The organism is Flavobacterium sp. PLA-DH12, assembly GCF_059511845.1.
This window is the reverse complement of record NZ_JCAMPD010000002.1, coordinates 93,209-114,456: the sequence shown is the minus strand read 5'-3', so window position 1 is coordinate 114,456 and position 21,248 is coordinate 93,209. Positions and strand designations below refer to the sequence as shown.

The 21,248-nt window shown below is 35.8% G+C and carries 12 protein-coding genes; 11 read left to right on the top strand and 1 reads right to left on the bottom strand.

Annotated features, from left to right (window positions below; translation table 11 throughout):
* Positions 1–13 precede the first annotated feature (13 nt).
* The 9 genes from AC5ZCW_RS03710 (at position 14) to AC5ZCW_RS03670 (ending at position 19,118) form a co-directional block, all read left to right on the top strand.
* A complete protein-coding gene (locus tag AC5ZCW_RS03710) occupies positions 14–1,381 on the top strand; it encodes a hypothetical protein (protein WP_496118017.1) in 1,368 nt (455 codons plus the stop codon).
* Between the two features lie 76 nt (positions 1,382–1,457).
* The gene (locus AC5ZCW_RS03705; RefSeq protein ID WP_496118015.1) at positions 1,458–3,941 is read left to right on the top strand and encodes a glycoside hydrolase family 2 TIM barrel-domain containing protein; all 2,484 of its coding nucleotides are present in this window, start codon (positions 1,458–1,460) and stop codon (positions 3,939–3,941) included.
* 146 nt (positions 3,942–4,087) lie between these two features.
* Positions 4,088–6,487 carry a glycoside hydrolase family 31 protein gene (locus tag AC5ZCW_RS03700; RefSeq protein WP_496118013.1) on the top strand — a complete coding sequence of 800 codons (2,400 nt, stop codon included), beginning with the start codon at positions 4,088–4,090 and terminating at the stop codon, positions 6,485–6,487.
* A 249-nt stretch (positions 6,488–6,736) separates the two neighbouring features.
* The gene (locus AC5ZCW_RS03695) at positions 6,737–8,743 is read left to right on the top strand and encodes a glycoside hydrolase family 97 protein (protein WP_496118011.1); all 2,007 of its coding nucleotides are present in this window, start codon (positions 6,737–6,739) and stop codon (positions 8,741–8,743) included.
* Positions 8,744–8,973: 230 nt separating this feature from the next.
* Positions 8,974–10,545, top strand: a complete 1,572-nt coding sequence (locus tag AC5ZCW_RS03690) for a GH39 family glycosyl hydrolase (RefSeq protein WP_496118009.1) — start codon at positions 8,974–8,976, stop codon at positions 10,543–10,545.
* A gap of 98 nt (positions 10,546–10,643) precedes the next feature.
* The gene (locus AC5ZCW_RS03685) at positions 10,644–12,881 is read left to right on the top strand and encodes a glycoside hydrolase family 3 C-terminal domain-containing protein (RefSeq protein ID WP_496118007.1); all 2,238 of its coding nucleotides are present in this window, start codon (positions 10,644–10,646) and stop codon (positions 12,879–12,881) included.
* A gap of 97 nt (positions 12,882–12,978) precedes the next feature.
* Positions 12,979–14,484 carry a cellulase family glycosylhydrolase gene (locus AC5ZCW_RS03680; RefSeq protein WP_496118005.1) on the top strand — a complete coding sequence of 502 codons (1,506 nt, stop codon included), beginning with the start codon at positions 12,979–12,981 and terminating at the stop codon, positions 14,482–14,484.
* A 114-nt stretch (positions 14,485–14,598) separates the two neighbouring features.
* Positions 14,599–16,545, top strand: coding sequence for a sialate O-acetylesterase (locus AC5ZCW_RS03675; RefSeq protein ID WP_496118003.1), 1,947 nt, complete (start codon positions 14,599–14,601; stop codon positions 16,543–16,545).
* Positions 16,546–16,694: 149 nt separating this feature from the next.
* Positions 16,695–19,118 carry a glycoside hydrolase family 95 protein gene (locus AC5ZCW_RS03670; RefSeq protein ID WP_496118001.1) on the top strand — a complete coding sequence of 808 codons (2,424 nt, stop codon included), beginning with the start codon at positions 16,695–16,697 and terminating at the stop codon, positions 19,116–19,118.
* A gap of 278 nt (positions 19,119–19,396) precedes the next feature.
* Here AC5ZCW_RS03670 and AC5ZCW_RS03665 read toward each other — a convergent pair whose 3' ends face one another.
* Positions 19,397–19,942, bottom strand: coding sequence for a CvpA family protein (locus AC5ZCW_RS03665; protein WP_496117999.1), 546 nt, complete (start codon positions 19,940–19,942; stop codon positions 19,397–19,399).
* A gap of 242 nt (positions 19,943–20,184) precedes the next feature.
* Between AC5ZCW_RS03665 and AC5ZCW_RS03660 the strand changes: the two genes are divergently transcribed.
* Both AC5ZCW_RS03660 and AC5ZCW_RS03655 read left to right on the top strand, forming a co-directional pair.
* Positions 20,185–20,541 (top strand): hypothetical protein, encoded by a 357-nt coding sequence (locus AC5ZCW_RS03660; protein WP_111377556.1) that lies wholly within the window; start codon positions 20,185–20,187, stop codon positions 20,539–20,541.
* A gap of 174 nt (positions 20,542–20,715) precedes the next feature.
* On the top strand, positions 20,716–21,165 hold the full coding sequence (locus AC5ZCW_RS03655) for a hypothetical protein (protein ID WP_496117997.1): 450 nt from the start codon (positions 20,716–20,718) through the stop codon (positions 21,163–21,165).
* Positions 21,166–21,248: the final 83 nt, after the last annotated feature.

Here is a 21,248-nt window from a genome sequence, read left to right as displayed (position 1 = left end):
AAAAAGCAAAAAAATGAAAAATATAAAAGTATTAATTACAACACTTTTGATGCTGGCCATGCTGGTATCATCTTGTTCGCCTGATAGCTATTCACTAGACGGCGCGATGGATAAATCGGATATACATTTTGAAATTACTCAGGATTTAGCAGCAGATCCAGGAGGAAATACTGTAATTCTGAAAAATACGACACCTGGTGTTATATTAAACTGGGATTATGAAACAGGAAAATCAGACAAAGCGATAGAAACTGTAAAGTACGCTTTTAAAGGAAATTATACGATAAAAATTTCGGCAGTTACCGGCGGCGGAATTGTAGAACTTGATCCTGTAACGGTAACCGTAAATCAGGATAATTTAAATTATGTTAATGATGCACTTTGGACAGCTTTGTCTGGAGGTGTGGGAAAACAAAAAGTTTGGATTGCTGATAATGGTAAATACGGAATGGCTCTTGGAGCAATGTCTTATGCAGATCCTAGCACTACAGTAGAGTGGGGTAATTTTACGCCAAACTGGGAACCAGAAGGGAATGCTAATTCAAGTACAGATGCAGATATGCATTGGGGCAGAACAATGACTTTCAGTCTGGAAGGTGGTCCATTTATGAAAATCCATGAAGCCGACGGAACTCTTAAAGAAAGTGGCACTTATTTCTTAGATATAAATACACATACTTTAACAACAACAGGAGCAACAATTCTGAGACCAGACAACTACATTGCAAACGCAAGTAACTGGACTAACAATATCAAAATCTTAAAACTTACTGAAAACCAATTAAGAATTGCTATTATGAGAACTAATAGCGAAGGGGCATGGTGGTATATCTGGAATTTCGTTTCTAAAGAATATGCAGACAACTACGTACCACCTGTTACTGGACCAAGTTATGATGAAGGTTTTAATCCAACTTTTGCTTCTGGCGAATTATTAAAAATGATTACTGGTGGAGTAGGATCAGGTAGAGTATGGAGTTTAGACGGAAATGGAAATCCAGTAGACTGGTTAGGAAAAGGAAAAGGATGGACTACAGGTGCTTCAAGCTCGTATAACTGGGGATGGAATGATGATTGGGCTGCTATAGCAGGTAATTCTTGGATTCGTTTTGATCAATTTGGTGGAAAACTAAATTATACTAGAAGCCAGAATGGTGTAGTAACTTCTGGATTATTTACAATTGATGAAGCGAAAAATGAGATTAATTTAGGAACAAATACATTGATTCAAAATCCAGACAGTTGGATGAATCCAACAACAAATGTTATTAAAGTTGTAAAGGCTTATAATAATGACTACCTACAAAAAGGTATTTGGTTTGGAACATCTTATGATTCAGGAAAAGATGAGTGGTTTGTGTTCCATTATATAATTCCTTAAAAATTCATATATTTCACTTTATAAATAACTCGGAAGCAGATTGATACTGCTTCCGGGTTATTAAAATTTTCGTACTATGTTGCAGCTAACTTCATATAAAAAACTAGGATTACTATTTGCAAGCTTGCTTTTATTGTCAGCATGCAAATCGTCAACAGATCAAAAATTTAGTAACCGAAAAGTTTCTTTTAATGCAGATTGGAGTTTCCATCTAAACGATAGTATTGTTGATAAAGATACTATTGGGACTTCAACCAAATGGAGAACTTTAGATGTTCCGCATGATTGGAGCATCGAAGGTAAATTTGATGAAAAAAGTCCTGCAGGTTATGGCGGAGGATCTCTAAACGGAGGTTTAGGCTGGTACAAAAAAACATTCAAAGTCGCTGCAGAAGACAGCACAAAAATAACTTCTATAACTTTTGACGGAGTATATAGAAACAGTGAAGTTTGGGTAAATGGACATTATTTAGGAAAACGCCCAAACGGATATATAGGTTTTCAATATGATATGTCACCATATTTAAATTACGGAGACAAAAACAACGAAATAATTGTTAAGGTTGACAATTCAAAACAACCCAATTCACGCTGGTATTCAGGATCAGGAATTTTTAGAAATGTCTGGATCGAAACTACAGATAAACTTCATGTGGGACAATGGGGAACCTATATTACAACTCCAAAAGTTACAGCTGAAAAAGCTTCTATAAGTTTTGAAACAACAATTAAAAATCAATACAAAGAAGGTAAAAAAGCCACAGTAACGACCACCATTTTTAAAGAAGACAAAAAAGTAACATCGGTTACACAAGATATAACCATCAATGCCAACGAAAATCAAACCCTGAATCAATCGGCAGAAGTTGAAAATCCGATTTTATGGTCAGTTGAAAATCCAGAATTGTACACTGCGGTTACTGAAATTTCGCTTGACGATAAAATCATCGATCAATACAAAACCAATTTCGGAATCAGAGATTTTAAATTCGATTTGAATAAAGGTTTTATTTTGAATGGAAAACAAGTAAAAATAAAAGGTGTTTGTCTGCATCATGATTTAGGTCCGTTGGGTTCTGCGATTAATACTCGCGCCATCGAACGCCAATTGGAAATCATGAAAGAAATGGGGGTAAACGGAATCAGAACTTCTCATAATCCGCCCGCTCCAGAACTTTTGGATCTTTGCGATAAAATGGGTTTCATTGTTATGGATGAAGCTTTTGATATGTGGAAGCAAACCAAAACCAAATACGATTATGGAAATGATTGGGACAAATGGCATAAAAAAGATCTAATTGATCAATTGCTTCGCGACAGAAATCACCCAAGTATTTTTGTTTGGAGCATCGGAAACGAAATTCCAGAACAATGGAATGAAAAAGGTGTTGAAATTGCTAAAGAATTGGCTGCGATTACACGCGAGTATGATAAAACGCGTCCGTTAACCGCAGCGATGAATCCGCCGGTAAACATGAATATTGATGCCGTGACTTTACAGTTTGAGAAAAAAGATGTATCGATTAATCCGCTTGCGGGATCAGGAGTTTTAGATTTAATTGGATACAATTATGCGCATCAAACGTACGAACATCATCTAAAGAACTTTCCAAATACACCTTTTATTGCAACCGAAACCACTTCAGGTTTACAAACACGAGGATATTACGATGCCGTTTCAGATACTATCAAAAAATGGCCAGTAAGATGGGATCTTAAATTTACAGAAGGAAATCCAGGAAATACCGTTTCGGCTTACGATCAGGTGCAGACACCTTGGGGTTCTACGCACGAAGCAACTTGGAAAGTAATTAAAAAACACGATTTCCTTTCTGGAATGTACGTTTGGACAGGTTTCGATTATATCGGAGAACCAACTCCATACGAATGGCCATCTGTAAGTTCGTATTTCGGAATTGTAGATTTAGCTGGTTTCCCAAAAGACGTTTATTATATGTACCAAAGCGAATGGACAGATAAAACGGTTCTTCATATTTTTCCGCATTGGAACTGGAAAGCTGGACAAACTGTTGATGTTTGGGCATACTACAATAAAGCGGATGAGGTTGAACTTTTCGTAAACGGAAAATCGGTTGGAAAGAGAAGTAAAAAAGGAGACGATTTGCACGTAATGTGGAGAATTCCTTTTGAAGCCGGAACTCTGAAAGCAGTTTCCCATAAAGAAGGAAAAGTAGTTTTAGAAAAAGAAATTAAAACAGCTGGAAATCCTACTCAATTAAAACTGACTGCAGACAGAAGTACCATCAAAGCAGACAAAAACGATTTGTCATTTATCACAGTTGATATTTTAGATGATAAAGGAACTTTAGCTCCAAATGCGAACAACGAAATTAATTTCTCTTTAAAAGGAAACGGAAAAATTGTAGGTGTTTGCAGCGGAGATCCTGTTAGTCATGAATCGTATAAAGGAAATAAACATACCGCTATGGCTGGAAAATGTTTGGTTATTGTACAATCTGGAGATCAATCTGGAAGATTGGAATTGACCGCTAAAGCGAATGGATTGAAACAGTCCACAATTGTAATTACAACAGAATAATTTTTGAAATTTTAAATATAGCCACAGATTAAAAGGATTAAAAAGATTTAAATCTGCATGATCTGCTAAATCTGCGAGAGAAAAGAGAAAAGAAAAAATCCTTTTAAATCTTTTTAATCTGTGGCAAAAAAAATAAAAAGTAACCAATGAAAAACTCAAAATTAACCGCATTGTTTTCTGCTTTTATGTTTGGATTTTTGGCAATTCCAAATGCTAATGCCCAAATTCAAAATGCAGATGTATTAAATGCTCCAATAGATATCAGTAAAGATTTTCAGAACTATCTGAATACGTTTTATTTTGCAGACGAACTAGCTTCTTTTGATCCTGCAACAGGAAAAGGAACCATCAAATATTTGAGATACAATTATAAAACACGTCAGGCTTTCAACAACATGATGATGAAACCAGATGTTGAAAAAGCAAACGAATTTCCAACAACAGAATATGCAGAATCTCCTGTTTTGCCATTCGAAATTCAGTTTGTTTCAGATAGAACAGTTAGAATTAAAACAACTTCTGGGCCGCAATTTCACCCGCAAAAGGAATCTTTAATGTTGGTTGACGGCGTTGCGCCAAATCATCCTGAATTATGGAAATATGCTAAAATCGAAGGAGGTCATAGTTATACAAGCAAACACGGAAGAGTTGAAATCTTAACGAAACCGTGGCACGTAAAAATCTATGATGAAAAAGGAAAATTGCTGACAAGTACGCTTCACGATACAGATTTTAAAAACACATACACGCCAACACTTCCATTTTCTTATGTTCGCAGAAACAGCGATTATTCAAGAAGTATGGGCGCGGCTTTCAGTTTAGAACCAGACGAAAAAATATTTGGTTGCGGTGAATCATTCACACAATTCAACAAACGCGGTCAAAAAGTAGTTTTATGGACGGATGATGCTAACGGAATCCAAAATGAAACAATGTACAAACCAATTCCGTTTTACATGAGCAGCCGTGGTTATGGAGTTTTCATGCACCATTCTACACCAATTACAGTTGACTTTGGAAAATACTTTTCAAGTGCCAACGAAATGTATATTGGAGACGACGAAGCCGATTTGTTTTTCTTTATCGGAGAACCAAAAGACATCTTAGACCAATACACGAATCTGACTGGAAAAGCAGCTATGCCACCACTTTGGTCGTTCGGTTTCTGGATGAGTAGAATCACTTATTTCTCTGAAAAAGAAGGAAGAGAAGTAGCAAGAGATTTGCGTAAATATAAAATCCCAACAGACGTAATTCACTTTGATACCGGTTGGTTTGATGTAGATTGGAGAAATAACTACGAGTTTGCAAAATCTCGTTTCCCAGATGCCACAAAAATGATGTCTGATTTAAAGAAAGACGGTTTTCAGGTTTGTCTTTGGCAGTTGCCTTATTTCACGCCAAAGAATACTTTGTTTCCGGAAATCATGGATAAAAACTTGGCAGTAAGAGACAGAAAAGGAAATCTTCCGTACGAAGATGCTGTTTTAGATTTTTCAAATCCGGAAACAGTAACATGGTATCAAGGAAAATTGAAAAAGTTATTTGATGAAGGTGTTGCAGTTTTCAAAGTAGATTTTGGAGAAGCTGCTCCGCCAGACGGAATTTACCATTCGGGAAGAACAGGTTTTTACGAGCATAATTTATATCCATTACGTTACAACAAAGCAGTAGCAGAAATTACTCAAAAAGAGAAAGGATACACTTTAATCTGGGCAAGAAGTACATGGGCAGGATCTCAGCGCTATCCTTTGCATTGGGGAGGAGATTCTGAAACTTCAAACGGAGCAATGTCAGCAGAATTACGCGGCGGACTTTCATTAGGATTAAGCGGATTCAGTTTTTGGAGTCACGATGTTGGAGGTTTCGCAACAAAATCTCCAGAGAATATTTACAGAAGATGGACGCCATTCGGAATGTTTACTTCGCACGTAAGAAGTCACGGAGAACCGCCTCGCGAACCTTGGTTATACAGCAAAGAATTCTTAGAAGGATTTAGAAAAGCAGATAATATGCGTTACGAATTAATGCCATATATCTACGCTCAAGCAAAAGAAAGTTCTCAAAAAGGATTGCCAATGATGCGTGCTCTTTTTGTCGAATATCCAAACGATCCAGGAGCTTGGTTAGTGGATAATCAATATTTATTTGGTTCAAGTATGTTGGTTGCACCGCTTTTTGAAGAGGTTGAAGAAAGAGATGTTTATCTTCCAGAAGGAACTTGGATCGATTACCAAACTAAAAAAGTGTACCAATCGGGCTGGCATAAAATCAAAGCTGGCGAAGTGCCAATTATAGTTTTGGTAAAAGATGGAACTGCAATTCCACACATTGGTTTAGCGCAGTCTACAAAAGATATGGATTGGAGCAAATTGACATTAAAAGTTTACGCAAGCGACAAAACCATTTCGGCTACAGCTAAAGTGTTTTTACCAGAAGGAGATGTGGTACAAGAAATAAAAGTGAACAAAAGCGGAAACAATTTCGATGTAGCAGCAAATCCATTAAACGGAAAAACCACTTTTAAAACCGAGTGGGCAAAATAAAAAAATAGTTTGCCACTAATTGCACGAATTTCCACGAATTGAATTGGTGTTAATTTGTGTAATTCGTGGCGAAAAAGAATATAGCCACAGATTACACAGATTAGTACTCTCGCAGATTTAGCAGATCATGCAGATTTTTTTTAATATTTAAAATCAGCTCAATCTGCCAAATCTGCGAGAGAAAATAAAAAAGAAAAAATCCTTTCAATCCTTTTAATCTGTGGCAAAAAGAATATAATACCAAAAAACATGAAAAACTATCTAGTTCTCCCAGCCGTATTGTTTTCAATAACAATAGGCTACAGTCAAAAAACGAAAAACGCTTACGAATTGGCATCGCCAAACGGAAAGAATACAATCAAATTTGAGCTGGTAAAAAATGCTCCAAAATATGCCGTTTCTCACGGAAAGACTGAAGTAATTTCTCCGTCTGATATGGGATTTGTATTGAAAGGAAACGAAGACTTAAGTTCAAATTTTGAAATAAAAGGAGCAAAAACCTCTACGTTTGATGAAACTTGGGAACAAGTTTGGGGAGAAAAGAAAAACATCAGAAATCACTACAATCAATTAGTTGTTGATTTACAGCAGAAAACAGGCAATAAAAGAAAATTACAAATTCAGTTTCGCGCGTTTGATGACGGAGTAGCTTTTAGATATATGTATCCGAAACAAAATGTAAAAGACAGTATTTTCATCATGGATGAAAAAACAACTTTCAATCTTAAAGAAGATGGAAAAGCGTGGTGGATTCCGGCAAACAGAGAAAATCGTGATGAGTATCTTTTCAAGGATGCGCCAGTGAGTACGTTGGATACGGTTTTAACTCCATTAACAATTGAAAGCAAAAGCGGTTTAGCTTTAAGTTTTCACGAAGCAAACTTGTATGATTTCGCAAGTATGACTTTGGTTAATACTAAAGGAACAGAATTAAAATCTGATTTAGTGCCGTGGGCCGATGGAGTAAAAGTTCGTGTAAAAGATTCATTTACTTCTTCTTGGAGAACACTTCAAATTGGAGAAAATCCAGGAGAATTGATTACTTCTTATTTGGTTTTAAACCTAAACGAACCAAACAAACTAAAGAACACAAATTCTTATTTTAAACCATATAAATATTTAGGAATTTGGTGGGGAATGCATATCGGAAAATATACTTTCTGGGAAAGCGACAAACAAGGTGCAACAACCAAACACGCTGAAGAATATATTGATTTTACAGCAAAAGAAGGGTTCCATCATTTATTGATTGAAGGATGGAATAAAGGTTGGACGCCAGGTTGGTACGAAAACCGTATGCACATGTTTAGCTTCACAAAAAACGCAGACAATTTCGATTTAGAAAAAGTAGTTGAATACGGAAAGAAACATAATGTAGAGTTAATTGGTTATCATGAAACTGGTTCGAACTTAATTAACTATTTAAAACAAGTTGACGAAGCTTTTGCTTTATACAAAAAACTAGGAATTCATACGGTGAAAATTGGTCATGTAGGTTCTAAATTGAATATGAAACAGATGCACTTCGGACAATTTGGAGTAAATTATTTCAGATATATTTTAGAAAAAGCAGCACAATACGATTTAGCGGTTTTATATCATGAATCGATTAAAGATACAGGAGAACGCAGAACTTATCCAAACATGGTTTCGAGAGAAGCAGCTCGTGGTCAAGAATATAACGCATGGAGCGAAGGAAATCCGCCAAATCATTTAACGATTATTCCGTTTACAAGATTACTTTCTGGACCAATGGATTTCACGCCTGGAATTTTTGATGTTGAGGTAAAACAAGGTTATCCAGGAAAAAGAATTCAGGGAACAGTTGGTCAGCAATTGGCATTGTATGTAACGATTTATGCACCAATTCAAATGTTGGCAGATCTTCCAGAAAATTACGAAGGAAAACCAGCTTTACAATTCTTAAAAGATGTTCCAACAGATTGGGAAGACACTAAAATCTTAGAAGGAAAAATTGGTGAATACATTACAACAGCAAGAAAAGACAGAAACAGCGCCGACTGGTATCTAGGAACTTTGACAAATGAGAAACCAAGAAATGTAGAAGTTTCATTATCATTCTTAGATCCAAATACAACTTATGAAGCACAGATTTATGTTGATGCAGAAGGAACAGATCAAACACACAATCCAGAAGCGGTAGCAATCTCTAAGAAAACTGTAAAAGCTTCAGATAAATTACAATTGAAATTAGGCGGAGCTGGAGGTGGAGCTGTGAGATTTAAGAAATTATAATCCACAAAGATTCTCTGTAGAGACGCACTGCAGTGCGTCTAACATGTAGTTAGAAAATAAAATATTTAGCCACAGATTACACGAATTAAAAGGATTATTACTCTCGCAGATTTAGCAGATCATGCAGATTTTTTTAAATTTTTAAATCAGCCAAATCTGCGAGAGAAAAAAGAGAAAAATCCTTTAGAATCCTTTTAATCTGTGGCAAAAAAAAATAAAACCATTTTCAGATGAAAAGAATTTTAGTAGCACTCGTTTTAATTCATTCAATCCAAATCATTGGACAAAACAATAATGCTGAAAATCGAATCATAAAAGCCGATTATAAGAAAGAAGCAGGAAAACTAAACACCATGTTCAAAGAATGCATCGGAGCCGGAAGAGCAAATGAAGGTCTTCGTGCCGATTGGCAGCAGCAATTGGCATTGGTAAAAAAAGAATGCGACTTTAAATACATCCGTTTTCATGGTTTATTGTCTGATGATATGGCCGTTTATCGTGAAGACGAAAAAGGGAATCCAGAATATAATTACCAATATGTAGATGTTTTGTTTGATTATATTGTAAGTCTGAAAATGAAACCGTTTGTAGAACTAGGTTTTATGCCGAATGCATTAGCAAGCGGAAAAGAAACTATTTTTTGGTGGAAAGGAAATGTTACTCCTCCAAAAGACTATAAAAAATGGGAAGATTTAGTTCGAAATTTAACGCAGCATTTTAAAGACCGTTACGGAGACGAAGAAGTAAAAACTTGGTATTTTGAAGTTTGGAACGAACCGAATTTATCACCAGGTTTTTGGAGCAGCACACAGCAAGAATATTATAAATTATACGATTATGCAGCCCGCGGTGTAAAAGCGGTAAATGCAGCTTATAAAGTTGGTGGACCAGCAACAGCAGGTTCTGCTTGGGTTGCTGAAACTATTGATTTTTGCGCGAAGAATAATGTTCCGATGGATTTTGTTTCGACGCATACTTATGGAGTGAAACATGGCTATTTGGATGAATTTGGAACTTCGGGAACGATTTTAAATCAAGATGAATGGAGTGTTAGCGGTGAAATTATCAATTCAAGAAAATTAATTGCAGAATCGGCTAAACCAAATCTGGAATTGCATTATACGGAGTGGAGTACGTCTTATACGCCGGCAGATCCAATTCACGACAGTTATCATTCTGCAGCTTATATTTTGCAGAAATTAAAACAAGTTGGAAACGCGGCAAACTCGATGTCATATTGGGTTTTTACGGATATTTTTGAAGAAGCGGGACCAAGATTTACGCCTTTTCATGGCGGTTTCGGATTATTGAATACGCAGGGAATTAAAAAACCAGCTTATTTCTCTTATTATTTATTGAATAAACTAGGAGAAACAGAACTTCAAAACTCCGATAAAGCTTCTTGGACTTCCAAAAATGCAAAAGGTGATGTTCAGGTTTTATTGTGGGATTTTACCAATACGCATCCCGGTGATAAAGAATTGAATCAAACGTATTACATAAAAGATCTTCCATCAAAAGAAAAAGGGAAAGTGAGAATCGAAGTGGATGGAATGCAGAAAGGAAAATATCTTTTAGAAATTTATAAAGTGGGTTACAAAGTAAATGACGCTTACGCGGACTATTTAGCAATGAATAAACCAAGTCAGTTAACACGTGAGCAAGTCAATTCCATAAAAGAAAAAAATAATGGCGCTCCGATTTCCACAGAAAAAATTACAATTGACGGAAAAGGAACTTTCAGCAGAGAATTTAAAATCAACGAAAATGATGTTGTAATGCTGAATTTAATTAAACAATAATAGAGAGAAAACCACAAACATAAAAATAGTATTAACGGTATTTGAAGATGATGCGTGAGGAATCAGAAATCTTTAAATCAAAAAACACCTAACTATCTATGAAAAACAAAATGATATTCCTTTCATCAGCTCTAGTTTTTGCATTTTTTACTTCATGTAAAAATGATGCACAGACTACAGCTTCAAATTCGGAGCAGACCGAAGAATATGTTGGAAAAGAAATAAGTACAGATCATGATGCAGAAATCGATAAACTGATTTCGCAAATGACATTAGAAGAAAAAATCGGAATGCTTCACGGGAACAGTATGTTTGCCAATGCAGGCGTAAAACGTCTTGGAATTCCAGAATTAAAAATGGCCGATGGTCCGTTGGGAGTTCGTGAAGAAATTTCAAGAGACAATTGGGCTCCAGCAGGATGGACAAACGATTTTGCTACTTACTACCCAGCAGGAGGCGCTTTGGCAGCAACTTGGAATGCAGAAATGTCGCATACTTTCGGAACCAGTTTAGGAGAAGAATTACGTGCAAGAGACAAAGACATGTTGCTTTCGCCAGCGATCAATATGGTGAGAACACCGCTTGGAGGAAGAACATACGAATACATGTCTGAAGATCCGTTCTTAAACAAAAAAATTGCCGTGCCTTTGATTGTTGGTTTACAAGAAAAAGATGTAATGGCGTGTGTAAAACACTTTGCAGCAAACAATCAGGAAACAAATCGCGATTTTGTAGATGTACAAATTGACGAGCGTACACTTCGCGAAATTTATCTTCCAGCTTTTGAAGCTTCGGTAAAAGAAGCAAAAGCCTACAGTATAATGGGTGCTTACAATAAATTTAGAGGCGAATATTTATGTGAGAATGATTATATGCTAAATAAAATCCTTCGTGACGAGTGGGGATTTAAAGGAATTGTAGTTTCAGATTGGGCTGCGGTTCATTCTACAGCAAAATCTTTGAAAAATGGTTTAGATATTGAAATGGGAACTCCAAAACCTTTCAATGAATTTTTCTTAGCCGATAAATTAATCGCCGCAGTTAAATCTGGAGAAGTTTCAGAAAAAGAAATTGATCTACATGTAAAACGTATTTTAAGAGTTTTATTCCAAGTGAAAGCAATGGGCGGTGGCGAGCGTGCAAAAGGAAGCATTGCAACCGAAGCACATTATCAAGACGCTTACAAAATTGCAGCTGAAGCGATTGTATTGTTGAAAAACGAAAACAATGCATTGCCTTTAAAACTTGATGGGGTAAAATCTATCGCTGTAATTGGAAACAATGCAACTAAGAAAAACGCTCTTGGCGGATTTGGAGCTGGAGTGAAAACGAAAAGAGAAGTTACGCCTCTTGAAGGTCTTAAAAACAGATTGCCTTCATCAATTAAAATTAATTATGCGGAAGGATATTTAGAGCGTTACGATAAAAAGAACAGAGGAAACTTAGGAAATATTACGGCTAATGGTCCTGTTACAATTGACCAATTAGATCCAGCAAAAGTTCAGGAAGCAGTTGATGCAGCTAAAAACTCAGATGTAGCAATTGTTTTTGCGGGTTCAAATCGTGATTACGAAACAGAAGCTTCGGACAGAAGAGATTTACATTTGCCTTTCGGACAAGAAGAATTAATCAAAAAAGTAATAGAAGCTAACCCAAAAACAATCGTTGTAATGGTGGCTGGTGCTCCTTTTGATATTAATGAAGTGAGCAAAAAATCTTCTGCTTTAGTTTGGAGCTGGTTCAACGGTTCTGAAGGCGGAAATGCTTTGGCTGATGTTATTTTAGGAAAAGTAAATCCGTCAGGAAAATTACCTTGGACAATGCCAGTAGCTTTAAAAGATTCTCCTGCACATGCTACAAACAGTTTTCCTGGAGACAAAACGGTTAATTATGCGGAAGGAATCTTAATTGGATATCGTTGGTTTGACACTAAAAACGTAGCGCCATTATATCCTTTTGGTTACGGATTATCATATACTAATTTCGCTTTTGGAAATCCAAAAACTAATAAAACAGATTATGCTTTAACAGATGTGATTGAAGTTTCTTTAGAGGTTAAAAATGTCGGGAATGTTGATGGTAAAGAAGTAGTACAATTATATGCTTCAAAATCTGATTCTAAAATTACGCGTGCAGCACAAGAATTAAAAGGTTTCAAAAAAGTTGCTGTTAAAGCTGGAGGTTCAGAAAATGTAACCATTAAAGTTCCAGTAAAAGAATTGGCATATTATGATGTTACTGCAAAAAAATGGACAGTTGAACCAGGAAAATATATTTTGAATATAGGAAACTCTTCAAGAGATTTAAAATTCAAAATTGATGTAACAATTAAATAAAACTTGTTATTGCTATAAAATAACCAAACTATCAACGCCAGCCCATTAAAAGCTGGCGTTGATTTTAAAAACTTACACTTAACTTAAACCAAACCAAATGAAAAAAACAATTAAAGATTACTGCTTGAGCTTTATTTTATGTTTTGCATTTTTAGGCGTTTTAGCTTGCAGTTCAGATAAAGAAACTACTCCAGAAAATACGATAAAATCATTAACAGCAAGCACAGCCAAAATTGATTTTGACAGCAAAGAAAACACTTCGGATATCACTATTAATTCAGAAGCTTCAAGCTGGACTTTGGCCAGTTCTGCAAACTGGGTAAAATTGAGTCAGACAACAGGAGTAAAAGGAAGTGTTATTGTTAGAGTAACAGCTTCAGCAAATACAGAAAATGCTGCTAGAACAGCTTCAGTCACTTTAAGTTCAAATGAGGCAAAAACAGTTACAATAGCAGTTTCGCAGACTGCTGCAACAGTTGCGACAGGTTTATATCCAAGTTACAATACCAACCCAATTGCAGCTGATGCGTCAGGAATGGGAAGTTCTGCGGTTGAATTGGCAGCAAAAATTAAATTAGGCTGGAATATCGGAAATACGTTAGAAGCAACTGGAGGCGAAACGGCCTGGGGAAATCCAAAAGTGACTAAAGCCTTAATTGATGCCGTAAAAGCAAATGGTTTCAATGCGGTAAGAATTCCGTGTTCTTGGAATCAGAATTTAGAAAATGCTGCAACAGCAAAAATCAAAACTGATTGGTTAAACCGAGTGAAAGAAGTCGTGCAATATTGTGTTGATAACGATATGTATGTTGTAGTAAACATTCACTGGGATGGTGGCTGGCTGGAAAATAATATTACCGAAGCTAAAAAAGTAGAAAACAATGCCAAACAGAAAGCGTTTTGGGAACAAATCGCAACACATTTAAGAGGTTTCGACGAGCATTTATTTTTTGCAAGTGCCAATGAACCAGCTGTTGAAGATGCAACACAAATGGCAGTTTTGACTTCGTATCACCAAACGTTTATTGATGCGGTTCGTTCTACAGGAGGCAAAAATGCTACGCGTGTTTTAGTCGTGCAAGGTCCAACAACAGACATCGAAAAAACAAACAAATTAATGACTACATTGCCAGTAGATAAAGTTACAGGCAGAATGATGGTTGAAGTGCATTACTATTCTCCATGGAATTTTGCTGGTTTAACCAAAGACGAAACTTGGGGCAAAATGTTCTATTATTGGGGATCAGGATTTCATTCTACAACCGATACAGAACGAAATGCAACTTGGGGAGAAGAAGCCGATTTAGAAAAGAATTTCAAATTGATGAAAACCCAATTTGTAGACAAAGGAATTCCAGTTCTATTGGGAGAATTTGGTGCAATTCGCAGAACAACTTTAACTGGAGATGCTTTGACTTTACATTTAAATTCAAGAGCGTATTATTTAAAAACGGTGGTAAAAACAGCAAAAGCAAACGGATTATTGCCTTTTTATTGGGACGAAGGAAGTTTAGGAGACAACGGTTTCGGAATCATGAATAGAAGCAATAATACCGTCTTCGATACACAAGCTTTAAACGCTTTAATAGACGGATTAAAATAAAAAAATGTGGTTAAACTCTATAAGTGATATAAATAAACTTAAGCGCAATTATAGGTAAATACTTAAAATAACTTATATCACTTATATGATTAAAAAAATATTTAAATTGAAAAAATGAAAAAGAGTGTAATGTTTATTTTTCTGTTAATTAGTGTTTTAGCTAATGCTAATGTGAGAATGCCTTTAATATTCTCTGACGGAATGGTACTCCAAAGAGACAAGCAAATTCCGATTTGGGGTTTTGCGGAGGCAAATGAAAGTGTAGAAGTTCATTTCAACAAACAAATCAAGAAAACAATAGCCGATAAAAACGGAAAATGGTCGGTAAATTTGAATGCTGAAAAAGCTGGCGGACCATTCGAATTAATTATTATCGGAAAAAATACAATCACAATCAAAAATGTTTTGGTTGGAGAAGTTTGGATTTGCAGTGGACAATCGAATATGGAATTTCAGGTTTTCAAAACCATGAATTCTGAAAAAGAAATCAGCAGTGCAGATTATCCAATGATTCGTCATTTTGGTGTTGCACAAGATTTAAGCGGAACTCCAAAAGACGATTTAAAGCAAGGAAAATGGGAAGTAGCCAACAAAGAAAATGTAGGCAACTTTACAGCGGTCGGATATTATTTTGCTAGAAAACTGTATTCAGAATTAAAAATCCCAATCGGAATTATCAATACTTCTTGGGGCGGAACCAATGTGGAGACTTGGACAAGTCGTGAAGCTTTCGAAAATAATCCTGATTTTAAAGCTATGATTGGCGATGTTCCAACGGTAGATATCAATGCTATTTTTGAAACGTATAAAAAGTCGGTTTTAGACAATCTTAAAAAAGTGCAAGGTTTTGATGTTTCGATGGAAAACGAAGATCAGTTTAAAAATCTAAACTTTCAGGATAAAAACTGGCCAGAAATAAAAGTGCCATCACTTTGGGAAAACCAGCAGATTGGCAATATCGACGGAATTGTCTGGATGCGAAAAACGATTGTTTTAACCGCAGAACAAGCCAAAAAGGAAGCTGTTTTACATTTAGCAAAAGTCGATGACGAAGACAAAACGTATGTAAACGGAGTTGAAGTTGGAACAAACAATCTTTGGGATGCCAAAAGAGTTTACAAAATTCCGGCAAATGTCTTAAAAGAAGGAACAAATATAATCGCAGTAAGAATTACAGATTACAGTGGCGGTGGCGGAATCTATGGCGATCCAGCAGATTTAAAAATCGATTTTAAAGATTCAAATGTACTGCTTGAAGGACTTTGGAAATTCAACGTTGTAAAAGTAAGAATCGAAGTTTCGCCAAATAGTTATCCTTCATTATTGTACAATGCCATGGTAAATCCGTTAGTGCCTTATGCGATGCAAGGTGTTTTATGGTATCAGGGAGAAGCCAATGTTTGGAGAGCGGCAGAATACAAAAAGTCATTTCCATTGATGATAAACGATTGGAGAAGTAAATTCAAACAAGGAGATTTTCCATTCTATTTTGTTCAATTATCCACTTTTGATGAATTTGGAGGCAACAGCCAAAAAGGAAGCCGTTGGGCAGAACTTCGCGAAGCACAATCTGAAACTTTAAAATTGCCAAAAACAGGAATGGCTGTTACAACTGATATTGGAAATGCAAAAGACATTCATCCAACAAACAAACAAGACATTGGTTTGCGTCTGGCAGCGATTGCGATGAATAACATTTACGGCAAAAAACAAGTTCACAGCGGACCAACTTATAAATCTCAAACAATAAAAGGAAACGAAATTATTCTTACTTTCGATAACATCGGCAGCGGATTGTCAACGCCAAATAACGATGAATTAAAAGGTTTCGAAATTGCAGGTTCAGACAAAGTTTTTCATTCCGCAAAAGCGATAATAAAAGACAACAAAATAATCGTTTCTAGCGATAAAGTTCAAAATCCCGTGGCAGTTCATTACGGTTGGGCTGATGACGATACGGCAATTAATCTTTTCAATAAAGAAAAATTTCCTGCATCGCCTTTCAGAACGGATAGTTGGGAAATGCTAACGGCGAATGAGAAATATAAAGTGAGCAAGTAGTTCGTAGTGAAAAGTAAAGAAACACATTGAATGATGTTCCGTTAGGAACATTTCATCGGTAGCAACGGATGAAATCCGTTGATCAAAATGGATATAATAAAAAATGTTCTGTAGGAACATCTGATCGGTAATATTTAAAACGTAGCAAAATGAATTCAAGCCTTATAAAAACATTTCTCATTTTACTTCTAACATCTTATTATACAAACATTTCTGCGCAATCCAAAAATGTTTTGTGGTACAAACAGCCTGCAGAATTCTTTGAAGAAAGCTTGGTTTTAGGAAACGGAAAAATGGGAGCAACCGTTTTTGGAGGAGCCAATTCAGATAAAATTTATTTGAATGATATTACACTTTGGTCGGGCGAACCCGTAAATGCGAATATGAGCCCAGAAGCGTACAAAAATATTCCGGCAATTCGTGAGGCATTAAAAAACGAAAACTACAAACTGGCAGAAGAACTCAACAAAAAAGTTCAGGGAAAAAATTCCGAATCGTATGCGCCTTTAGGAACATTAGAAATCAATAATTCAGAGAAAGGAAAAGCAGTAAATTATCATAGAGAACTGGATCTTTCGAACGCTATTTCAAAAGTAAGTTATGAAATGGCAGGTATAAAATATACACGCGAATATTTCGTATCGGCTCCAGATAAAGTCATGATTATCAAATTGACAGCCGATCAAAAAGGAGCTTTAAATTTCGATATTAATCTAAAAAGTCTTTTACAATCCAATGTCGAAGTGCGAAATAATATTTTGGTATTAAGAGGTTCTGCGCCAATTCATGAAAATACAGGATATAATGTTTCTCCAAAATATTTGAGCTTAAAAGAAAGAGGAACAAGATTTACAGGTTTAGTTCAAATCAAAAAAACAGACGGAACGGTTACAAGTTCTCGAGAAACGTTGAGCTTAAAAGACGCAACAGAGGCGATTATTTTCGTTTCTGTCGCAACAAGTTTTAATGGTTTTGACAAAAATCCAGCGTCAGAAGGTTTAGATGATGTTTCAATTGCTTTACAAAATCTGAACAATGCCTACTCAAAAGCATTCGATAAACTAAAAGAATCTCACATTACCGATTATCAAAAATTCTTCAATCGTGTCAATTTAGATTTAGGAAGAACAACCGCTCCAGATTTACCAACGGATGAACGTTTATTACGCTACGCAGATGGAAGCGAAGATAAAAATCTCGAAATTCTATATTTCAATTTCGGGCGTTATTTATTAATAAGTTCATCAAGAACTTTGGGCGTTCCAGCCAATTTGCAGGGACTTTGGAACCCGTATGTGAACCCGCCTTGGAGCAGTAATTATACGATGAATATCAATCTGGAAGAAAATTACTGGCTGGCAGAAAACACCAATCTTTCCGAAATGCATTCGTCACTTTTGAGCTTTATTAAAAATCTTTCGGTAACAGGAAAAGTCACTGCCAAAACTTTTTACGGAGTTGATAAAGGCTGGGCTGCAGCGCATAATTCAGATATTTGGGCAATGACCAATCCGGTTGGACAGTTTGGAAAAGAAGATCCTATGTGGGCGTGTTGGCCAATGGCACAAGCATGGTTGAGCACACATATTTGGGAACATTATACTTTTACACAAGATTTATCCTATTTGAAAAAAGAAGGATATCCGTTGATGAAAGGCGCGGCCGAATTTTGTTTAGGCTGGTTGGTTACCGACAAAAATGGAAACTTGATTACGTCACCTTCTACTTCGCCAGAAAATCAATATAAACTGGCAGATGGTTTTGTTGGAGCCACGTTTTATGGCGGAACTGCCGATTTAGCTATGATTCGCGAATGTTTTGATAAAACCATAAAAGCTTCAACAGTACTGACCACTGATGCTGATTTCAGAAAAAAACTAGAAACAGCGCTTTCAAAATTGTATCCGTATCAAATTGGTAAAAAAGGAAATCTTCAGGAATGGTATTTTGATTGGGACGATAACGAACCGAAACACCGCCATCAATCACATTTATTCGGACTTTTCCCTGGAGATCATATCACACCATTAAAAACTCCAGATTTGGCAGAAGCTTCAAAAAAGACTTTAGAAATAAAAGGAGACGAAACCACAGGCTGGTCAAAAGGTTGGAGAATCAATCTTTGGGCAAGACTTTGGGACGGAAATCGTGCTTATAAAATGTATCGTGAATTGCTTCGCTACGTGGATCCAGACGGAAAGAAAACAGAAAAACCAAGAAGAGGAGGAGGAACATATCCGAATTTATTTGATGCGCATCCGCCATTTCAAATTGATGGTAATTTTGGAGGTACGGCCGCAGTTGCAGAAATGTTGGTTCAGTCAGATGAAAATGAAATTCGATTACTTCCTGCTTTGCCAGATGCTTGGTCAGAAGGTTCTGTAAGTGGTATTTGTGCCAGGGGAGGATTTGAAATTGAAATGAATTGGAACAATAAAATAGTTCAGGAAATAATAATTTCTTCTAAAATTGGAGGGAAGACAACTTTGATTTATGGTGACAATAAGCGAGAAGTTGAATTGAAAAAGGGAGAAAAAAAGATTCTGCAGCTTTGGATTAAAGAGAAAAAGTAAATTATTTAAACGCGACAAGTAAGCTTCGGAGAAGCGAAATATTTATAGAATAAAATAGATAGTTACAATATAAAGCTCCAGCGGAGCGACATATAAATTATTTACAATTCAAATATTTCGCTCCGCTGGAGCTCTTTACATTCGGACGGTTCTAATTTCTATAAATATATCGCCTCGCTGAGGTTTTCTAATAATAAACCCGACAGGTTTCAAAAACCTGTCGGGTTTATTTATTTGTAAACGAAAGGCTTCGACTTCGCTCAGCCTGACAAAATGAATTATTCTTTGTTTGTAGTTTGTTCTTTTTCTGGTTTCTCCGAATGTTCCTTTTTAAAAGTTTCGTACCACTTTTCAATTGACGGATACACAAAAGCAGCAACTTTTTTCACTGGATTATAAAAAATATAATTATCTAAAGTTTCCTTTTTAGCGAAAGTATTATTGAAATTGATCTTTTCGAACAAAGCAATAAAAATACTTAGAATAAGAATCGTTTTTAATATCCTGAAAAATCCACCTCCAAGTTTATTCATCCAGCCTAGCATGGCAAAATCGGCAATTCCAGTTAAAATTTTGGCTAAAAAATAAACACCAATTACAACAAGAATAAAAGTTAAGATAAAAGCCGTAATCTGAATGTTGGTTGGATTCCACGAAACATGTTTTGAAATCCATCCTGTCATTAACGAAGAAAATTTAATGGCAAGATAAATTCCTAATAGCAAAGAAATAAAAGAAGCAACTTCTACAAAAAGTCCATTTTTAATGCCCTTGTACAAACTGTATCCTAAAAGTGCGGCTACAATAATATCAAAAAAACTCATGTTTGGTTTTGTATTTAATGAGGCGCAAAGATATATCTTTTTTTAGGTTCAAAGGTTCATAGTGACAAAGGTTGAGAGGTTTTTGCAGTTCTGTTTTTCGATGTATTTATTTTTTTTAGGTACATTGAGTTTGAACTCTGTATCTTTGCAAATCAAATTTAGAGTTCAGATTGCATTCTGCCCCCTTCAGAATTGATTTTTAATCAGCAATCTAAAATCTACAATCTAAAATCATAAATTAAATGTCTAGAGATACACAATTAAAAGAGCGATGGGAAAAGCTCGTTGATATACTTTCCAATCAGTTTTCGCAAGGCGAAGATTTAGATTTGGATGCCATAATTTACCTAATCGGAGTTCAGGAGTACGGAAAAGTACACCGTGAATATAAAAAAGACGAAAAACTGAATTTAATGCACATTGCCATCTGTCGATTGTTAGAACCATACGGATTTTATGAATTCGAATATTTCGACGACGAAGGCTGGCCTCATTACAAAGTAAAAGAAAATTTACCGCCGTTAAAAGCTGGTGAACAATCGGTTTTAATGAAAGAAGCTATTGTGAGTTATTTTTTAGAAAGAAAACTTATTGAGTAGATTTTTTTTAAGTGTTCAGTATTCAGTTTGCCAAGTGTTCAGCGCTGTAAACGGAATACTGACCACATAAAAACCTGACCACTGACCACTAAAAAAATGTGCAGATACGCAATGACATCTTATAAGCCTCATTATGCTTGTTTTAATTGTCGAAAGACTTTTAAAAGAAGATTGATGCTTGATATAAAAAAAGGTGAAGCATCGGCTTTTGAAGCCAAATGTCCGCAATGTGGCGAGTTTATGGGCAATATGGGACTAGATTTCGAATCGCCTAAAAAAGACGATGTCAAAAAGTGGGAACATATTAAAAGTTTGTTTTCTGTAGGCATTACATTTCACTCTTGCGGATGCAGCGGACCTGGTTATATCCCAAATTCAAAAGAAAAATTAGTGGAGTATTTTGAAGATATAAAAAAAAGATATCTGGAAAATATGAACTTTTGGCGCAGCAGAATTGAACCCACGACAAAACAAGAAAAAGAACGGGATTTAAATAAAAACTGGCATAAACTAAGCAGTATTTCTCCTAATTACAAAAAGGAGATCGTAACCAATCAGGAAGGTTTAGATTATTGGCATGTAAAGATTAAACAAGTTGAAGAAAAGTTAAATCTGATAAAATAATTTACAGAAAACCTAAAACTGCGACTGAGACCGCACACTTTCAACTAAAAACACTAAATTTGTACTCTCAATTATCGAAGGAA

What these genes read in the sequence shown, in the direction of transcription:
- AC5ZCW_RS03710 (WP_496118017.1), top strand. Translation starts at nt 14, where the DNA reads ATGAAAAATATAAAAGTATTAATTACAACACTTTTGATGCTGGCCATG.
- AC5ZCW_RS03705 (WP_496118015.1), top strand. Translation starts at nt 1,458, where the DNA reads ATGTTGCAGCTAACTTCATATAAAAAACTAGGATTACTATTTGCAAGC.
- AC5ZCW_RS03700 (WP_496118013.1), top strand. Translation starts at nt 4,088, where the DNA reads ATGAAAAACTCAAAATTAACCGCATTGTTTTCTGCTTTTATGTTTGGA.
- AC5ZCW_RS03695 (WP_496118011.1), top strand. Translation starts at nt 6,737, where the DNA reads ATGAAAAACTATCTAGTTCTCCCAGCCGTATTGTTTTCAATAACAATA.
- AC5ZCW_RS03690 (WP_496118009.1), top strand. Translation starts at nt 8,974, where the DNA reads ATGAAAAGAATTTTAGTAGCACTCGTTTTAATTCATTCAATCCAAATC.
- AC5ZCW_RS03685 (WP_496118007.1), top strand. Translation starts at nt 10,644, where the DNA reads ATGAAAAACAAAATGATATTCCTTTCATCAGCTCTAGTTTTTGCATTT.
- AC5ZCW_RS03680 (WP_496118005.1), top strand. Translation starts at nt 12,979, where the DNA reads ATGAAAAAAACAATTAAAGATTACTGCTTGAGCTTTATTTTATGTTTT.
- AC5ZCW_RS03675 (WP_496118003.1), top strand. Translation starts at nt 14,599, where the DNA reads ATGAAAAAGAGTGTAATGTTTATTTTTCTGTTAATTAGTGTTTTAGCT.
- AC5ZCW_RS03670 (WP_496118001.1), top strand. Translation starts at nt 16,695, where the DNA reads ATGAATTCAAGCCTTATAAAAACATTTCTCATTTTACTTCTAACATCT.
- AC5ZCW_RS03665 (WP_496117999.1), bottom strand. Translation starts at nt 19,942, where the DNA reads ATGAGTTTTTTTGATATTATTGTAGCCGCACTTTTAGGATACAGTTTG.
- AC5ZCW_RS03660 (WP_111377556.1), top strand. Translation starts at nt 20,185, where the DNA reads ATGTCTAGAGATACACAATTAAAAGAGCGATGGGAAAAGCTCGTTGAT.
- AC5ZCW_RS03655 (WP_496117997.1), top strand. Translation starts at nt 20,716, where the DNA reads ATGCTTGATATAAAAAAAGGTGAAGCATCGGCTTTTGAAGCCAAATGT.